The 6,598-nt window shown below is 63.6% G+C and carries 7 protein-coding genes; 4 read left to right on the top strand and 3 right to left on the bottom strand.

Going from position 1 to position 6,598, the window contains the following annotated elements; translation table 11 throughout:
• The 4 genes from RMN84_RS06640 to RMN84_RS06625 form a co-directional block, all read left to right on the top strand.
• Positions 1 to 1,020, top strand: a 1,020-nt coding sequence (locus RMN84_RS06640; RefSeq protein ID WP_309611399.1) for an FAD-dependent oxidoreductase, incomplete at its 5' end; no start/stop codon positions are given.
• Entirely contained in the window at positions 1,017 to 1,628 is a 612-nt protein-coding gene (gene rsmG / locus RMN84_RS06635) for a 16S rRNA (guanine(527)-N(7))-methyltransferase RsmG (RefSeq protein ID WP_309611398.1), read from the top strand. The genes RMN84_RS06640 and rsmG, both read left to right, overlap by 4 nt.
• Entirely contained in the window at positions 1,625 to 2,413 is a 789-nt protein-coding gene (locus RMN84_RS06630; protein WP_309611397.1) for an AAA family ATPase, read from the top strand. The genes rsmG and RMN84_RS06630 overlap by 4 nt, the downstream gene beginning before the upstream one ends.
• A gap of 38 nt (positions 2,414 to 2,451) precedes the next feature.
• Positions 2,452 to 3,285: a ParB/RepB/Spo0J family partition protein gene (locus RMN84_RS06625; RefSeq protein WP_309611400.1), complete on the top strand. Its 834-nt coding sequence runs from the start codon at positions 2,452 to 2,454 to the stop codon at positions 3,283 to 3,285.
• Here RMN84_RS06625 and RMN84_RS06620 read toward each other — a convergent pair.
• The 3 genes from RMN84_RS06620 to leuS all read right to left on the bottom strand — a co-directional run.
• Complete coding sequence (locus tag RMN84_RS06620) at positions 3,282 to 4,295, bottom strand: DNA polymerase III subunit delta (RefSeq protein ID WP_309611396.1); 1,014 nt, start codon at positions 4,293 to 4,295, stop codon at positions 3,282 to 3,284. The genes RMN84_RS06625 and RMN84_RS06620 overlap by 4 nt on opposite strands.
• Positions 4,292 to 4,786 (bottom strand): LPS assembly lipoprotein LptE, encoded by a 495-nt coding sequence (lptE, locus tag RMN84_RS06615; RefSeq protein WP_309611395.1) that lies wholly within the window; start codon positions 4,784 to 4,786, stop codon positions 4,292 to 4,294. The genes RMN84_RS06620 and lptE overlap by 4 nt, the downstream gene beginning before the upstream one ends.
• Positions 4,783 to 6,598 (bottom strand): leucine--tRNA ligase (gene leuS / locus RMN84_RS06610; protein WP_309611394.1); only part of this gene is annotated, 1,816 nt, incomplete at its 5' end. The genes leuS and lptE, both read right to left, overlap by 4 nt.

Here is a 6,598-nt window from a genome sequence, read left to right as displayed (position 1 = left end):
GAGGGCCGCGGTCCGCGCTACTGCCCGTCGATCGAAGACAAGATCAAGCGTTTCAGCGATCGCGATGGCCATCAGATATTTCTCGAACCGGAGGGCCTGGACACCGCGCTTGTCTATCCGAATGGACTGTCAACCTCCTTGCCGACGGACGTCCAGTCGGCGTTCATGAAGACTATCTGCGGCCTCGAACGAGCGGTGATTGTCGCTCCTGGCTACGCCGTCGAATATGCTACTCTCGATCCACGCATGCTGGGTCCCAGCCTCGAACGGCGCGACATCGCGGGACTTTTCCTTGCGGGCCAGATCAACGGCACGACCGGATATGAGGAAGCGGCAGGCCAGGGTCTCGTCGCAGGCCTCAACGCCGCCACTCACGGGCGTGACTTGTCGCCAGTACGATTTGACCGCGCGAGCAGCTATATCGGTGTCATGATCGATGATCTGACCCTGCAGGGGGTCACAGAGCCTTATCGGATGATGACCGCGCGTGCGGAGTTCCGCCTGCACCTGCGGGCCGACAACGCCACCACGCGACTGGGCAGCGACGCGCTCGCGGCTGGGTGCATCAGCAATGATCGGCGAAAGCAAATCGAACACCATTCGATTGGCTATGCTGACGTCGTTGCCAAACTCGACGAGCGAGTTGCCGAAAACGAACTGAGTCCAAATGGGTCATTGGAGCGCCGCTCACTGCGAGAATGGCTTGCACGTCCTGAACGCCGGTCTTCCGTCGCGAAAAGGATCGGTCATAGTCCTGCCGCTAAGGAAGCGATGAACGATGTCGAATACACCCCGTATCTCGAGCGCCAGCGGGCGGAGTGGGCAGCACTTCAAGGTGATCGGCACACCATCGTGCCAAAGGCCTTCGACTTTGCCTTGATTCCGGGTCTTTCCATTGAGATGATCGAACGGCTGAGTGCGGCGTTGCCTGAGACATTGGAGCAGGCATCGCGAATCGACGGGATTACCCCCGCCGCACTCACCGCGCTCCACTTCGCCCTCGTTCGACAAGCCGCATGATCGACCTCCTGTCGACAGTGGCAGGCCGAGATGTTCCACGTGAAACATTCGAAAAGCTGGAGGCCTATGTTGCTTTGATCGTCGAAGCTAACCTAGAGCAGAACTTGATCTCGTCCGCGTCGGTTTCCAATATCTGGGAGAGGCATATTCTCGACTCCGCCCAGCTCGTCGCTCATCAGAAAGCAGGCAACTGGATCGACATTGGTTCTGGCGCTGGCCTCCCCGGAGTTGTTACGGCGATCCTGACCGGCACCGAGACCACGCTGGTTGAGCCGCGTCGCCTCCGCATTCGGTTTCTCACCGCTGTTTCGATCAAACTGGGTCTCGACCTAGTCACGCTGGTCCAGGGCAAGCCGTCCAAGGTGGAGGGCCGATATGCCGTTATCACGGCTCGCGCCGTCGCCTCCGCGACCCAGATCCTTCGCATGACCCTGCACCTGTCCCACTCCGACACCATCTGGCTCCTCCCGAAAGGCCGGAACGCGCAGAAGGAACTGGATGAAGTCCGCTTGGCGTGGCAAGGTGACTTCCGTCTGGAACCGAGCCGAACCGATGATCAGGCATCGATCCTTGTCGCCAAAGGCGTGCGTCCGTGGGGGAAGCAATGATCCGCATAGCAGTGGCGAACCAGAAGGGCGGTGTGGGCAAGACCACTACCGCAATCAATCTAGCCACGGCTCTTGCGGCGATTGGCTGGAAAGTGCTGCTCGCCGACCTTGATCCCCAAGGCAACGCATCGACCGGACTAGGCGTACCCCCTTCTGCGCGGTATCGGTCCACCTATGACGTGGTGCTTGGCCACGCGGCCATCGCGGATGCTGTCATCAGTACCAAGGTTCCGCTGCTTGATCTGCTCCCGGCAACGGTCGACCTGTCAGGGGCGGAGGTCGAGTTGGTCGGCCTTGACCATCGCACAGATAGGCTCAAGCGCGCGTTCGACGCCGTCGCGTCGGGGCGTTGGGACATATGTCTGATCGACTGCCCGCCCTCACTCGGGCTGCTAACAGTCAACGCCTTGGTGTCGGCTAACCAGCTGCTCGTCCCACTCCAATGTGAATTTTTTGCGTTAGAAGGCCTGAGTCAGCTTTTGCAGACCGTCGAGCGCATTAGAGTGTCATTCAATCCGTCGCTCTCGATCCTCGGCGTTGCGCTGACGATGTTTGATCGTCGGAACAATCTGTCCCAAGCTGTGGCGGATGATGTGCGTGCCTGCCTTGGTGGCGCAGTGTTCGACACGGTCGTGCCGCGGAATGTCCGCCTGTCCGAGGCGCCGAGCCACGGCCTGCCCGCTCTTATCTACGACCTTAAATGTCCCGGATCGGAAGCCTACATCCGCCTTGCCCGCGAGATGCTGGCGCGGCTCCAGCGTCCCGTAGCGGAGCAGGCAGCGTGAGCCGGCGTCCCGGCCTCGGCCGCGGGCTATCCGCGCTTATGGGTGACGCGCCGCGACCTGATTTGCAGGACGGCGCTGAGGCAACAGGAAGTGTTCGCGACATCGAAATCGCTCGGATTTACCCCAACCCGCAGCAGCCGCGCGCGCTTTTCGACGAAGCCGCGCTCGACGAGCTTACTGCCTCGATCCGGGTTCATGGCGTCATCTCGCCGATCCTCGTGCGTGAAGTTGATGGCGGCTATCAGCTCATCGCCGGCGAACGCCGCTGGCGTGCGGCACAGCGAGCGCAGCTCCATCATATCCCGGCGTTAATCAAGCAGGCCGACGACGCCAAGTCGGCCGAGGTCGCGCTGATCGAGAATATCCAACGTGAGGATCTCAACGCAGTCGAGGAGGCGGACGCCTATCGCAAGTTGATCGACCGGCACGGCCTGACCCAGGAGCAATTGTCGGGCTTGGTCTCAAAGTCGCGCAGCCATATCGCCAACTTGTTGAGACTACTGGATTTACCTGAAGAGGTACGGGCCATGCTCGTTCGCGGCGAGATCAGCATGGGCCATGCTCGCGCCCTGATTGGAGCATCGGACCCGGTTGGGATCGCGCGGGAAATAATCGCCGGAGGCCTGACCGTGCGCCAGGCCGAAGATCGCGCCCGTGCGTCGAAGCCGTCGCGACCGGGTGGCAGTGGCGAGCCGAAGAGCGAACGCGCTGTCGACACCGATCTGCTCGCGCTAGAGCGGCAATTGGGCGACATGCTCGGCCTGAAGGTCAAGATCGCCCACTCGGGCAGCGGCGGAACGGTCCACCTGTCCTATTCGACGCTCGATCAGCTCGACATGGTCTGCCAGCGCCTGTCCGGCGAACCTATTTAGCGGCGCCCCGCGCGCGCGATCGCCAACAACTCTTCACCCAGCGCCGCGTCGCCCGGCACCGGCGACAGCATCAATTCCCGCTCGAGGCGCGCGACGCGCTCGCCGGCCTGGGCCAGTTGCGCTGCACTCCATTGTGACAGCAGCCGTTGCATCAGCGGCTTATCCTTCCAGAACACGGACTTGCCCATTGACGCCATGACGCTGTCGACCCGCTCGCCGCCCTCGATGCGGGCCCGCAACGGCGCCAGTTGAAGCAAGCGGCGCTGGAGCGAGCGGACGATCGGCACGATTTCGGGCGCGCCGGGCGAGAGGTGCTGATATTTGCGGGCGAGCTGGTCGATCCGCCCGTCGAGCGCCAGGTCCCCGATATCGTGCCAATTCCCCTCGCCGCAGTCGGCACCGAGCGCGTCGACGGTCGCATGGTCGAGTTCGCGTGGGGTCTCGGACCTCGCTCCCAGGAAGAGCGCATATTTGCACAGTTCGCCCGCGATGATCGCTTCGTTATTGCCAGCGCGCTCTGCAACCCGGCTCGCAACATCGCCCGCCATCCGCAGCCCCTCGGCCCGGCCGAGTTCGACCACCCGCCGGTCAGCCTCGCGCGCCTCGAGCGGATAGGAGACATGGCTCAACGCCAGCAGATGACCTTCGGCCATTCTAAGCAGCGCACTGGTCTTGCGCAGACTCCCGGAAATAACGATCGTCGGGCTCTCGACCACCGGCAATTGCAACAGTGAATCAATCGCAACACCGATCTCTTCTCCGGCCGGTTCGATCCACAGCGCTCGCCGCCCGCCGAACATCGCCATTGCGCCAGCCTCATCGGCCAGCAAGCCTGGATCACCCTTGACCGCCGCCTCGCTCAACCTCGCCTTCTCGGCGTTTAGACCGTTCAGCAAACGCTCCGCCAGCGCGCGCGAACCGCCATCATTGTCGCCGTGGAACAAGTAAAAGCGAACTGCCGGATCGGGCTGATCGAGCGCACGGCCCAGCGTCGCCTTGTTCGCCTTCACGGCGTGCGCGGAGCCGACATGTAGCGGGCAATGCGCGCGACGATCTGATCGGCGACCTGCCCGCTCAGCCGTTCGGCAGCGGTCTGCTCGGCGGCAACGGTCGCATATTCAGAACTGACGACGTCGATCCCGGCGTCGGACCCGGCACTGGCGTCGAGCATCACTGCCCCGCTCGCCCGCTCGACCAGTCGATAGCGTGCGCGCAGTGTCCGCCGCTCGCGCGTTGTCGCGCTGTCGCCGCGGATGCCGAAGCCGGTGACATTGTCGTTCAGCTCGACCTCAAGGCGATATGCGCCTCCCGGATGCTCGCCGCCCATCCGGTCGACGAGTGCATTGCGCGTCAGCCAGCCCGTACGCAGCGGGATCGGCCCAACTTCGACTGAGCGGAACCCAGTCGCAACCGCGCTCGATTCGCCGCCTGCGTAGAGCGGATGGAGGCGACAGCCAGCTAGGATCATAGCGGCTAACAGGGGAACAATAATGCGCTTCATGCGACGATATTAACCAGTCGGTCAGGGACCACAATCACTTGGCGCGGGCTTGCCCCATCCAGCTGCCGGGCGACCTTGTCTGACGCCAGCGCAAGGGCCTCGATTGCGGCCCGATCTAGCCCGCGCGCGACAATGATCGTATCGCGCAGCTTGCCGTTGACCTGAACCGCGATCGTCATCTCGTCGTCGACCAGCAGCGCCGGGTCATGGGCCGGCCAGGCAGCGTTCGCGACCATTCCCGCCTCGCCCATTTCGGCCCAAGCTTCCTCGGCCAGATGCGGCGCCATCGGTGAAACCAGCCGCACCAGCGTGCGAACCGCCGCATCCCTGCTGGCCGACGGCGGGGCCTTCTCCAGAGCACCCACCAATTCGTACGCCGCCGCCACCGCCTTGTTGAACTGCAGCCCTTCGATCGCCGAACCGACCGCCGCGATCGAACGGTGCAGTCTTTTGTCGACCGCCAGATCGGAGCCCACGCCACCGCCGACCCTCGCGACTAAACGCCACACACGCTGCACGAATCGCGCTGCGCCCTCGATGCTCGCTTCAGACCATTCCAAGTCCCGCTCGGGCGGCGAATCCGACAGCATGAACCAGCGCACCGCGTCCGCACCATAGCGACCGACGATCGGGGCCGGGTCGATGGTGTTCTTTTTCGACTTAGACATTTTCTCGACGCGACCACGCTCGACGCCGCTGCCGGTCGCCAGCTCGATCATCGCCCCGCCCTCGCCCAGCCTGATCTCGTCCGGTGCCAGCCAGCGCCCGTCGAGTGACTTGTACGTCTCGTGCGTCACCATCCCCTGGGTGAACAGCCCCTTGAACGGCTCGGCGATGTCGATCTTGCCGATATGCCGAAGCGCCCGGGTCCAGAAGCGCGCATAGAGCAAGTGCAGGATCGCATGCTCGACCCCGCCGATATATTGCGCCACCGGCAACCACTGCTCGACCTCCGCCCGGTCGAACGGCGCGTTGCCCGGTTGGCTGGCGAAGCGAATGAAATACCAAGAGGAATCGACGAACGTGTCGAGCGTGTCGGTCTCGCGTCGCGCCTCGCCGTCGCACCGGGGGCAGACGGCATGACGCCAAGTCGGGTGGCGGTCGAGCGGATTGCCCGGCACATCGAACGTCACATCCTCGGGCAGGATGACTGGCAATTGCTCGCGCGGCACAGCGACCGGCCCGCAGATCGCACAATGGATGATCGGGATCGGCGTCCCCCAGTAGCGCTGGCGTGACACCCCCCAGTCGCGCAGGCGATACTGCACCGTCCCCTCGCCCCATCCGGCCTGCTCGGCGCGCCCGATGACCGCGGCCTTGGCCTCGTCTGTCGTCATCCCGTTGACGAAGCCCGAATTAACCGCGACGCCGCCGCCCGTTTCGGCTTCGACCACAGGATCGTACGCTCCGTCAACCGTCCCCGCGACGACTCGGCGCACCGGCAAATGATATTTATTCGCAAAAGCAAAATCGCGCTCGTCATGCGCCGGCACGCCGAACAGCGCGCCCGTGCCATAGTCCATCAGCACGAAATTCGCGATCCACACCGGCAGGCGCCGTGAGGAATCGAACGGGTGGATTGCCTCGATACCGCAATCGTAACCGCGCTTTTCCGCCGTTTCGATTTCGGCAGCAGTGGTCCCACCGGTGCGACACTCGTCGATGAACGCCTGTGCCGCAGGATCGCGCGCCGCAACCAGCGCGGCCAGCGGATGCCCCGCTGAAATCGCGACGAAGCTCGCCCCGAAAATCGTGTCGGGCCGTGTCGTAAACACGTCGACGGCGCTTACCGCTCCCTCGGCTTCGGCCAGT

The organism is Sphingomonas sp. (assembly GCF_031380695.1).
Taxonomy (GTDB): Bacteria; Pseudomonadota; Alphaproteobacteria; order Sphingomonadales; family Sphingomonadaceae; genus Sphingomicrobium.
Note: the sequence above shows the minus strand (reverse complement) of the source record. Positions and strands in the feature narration are given on the sequence as shown.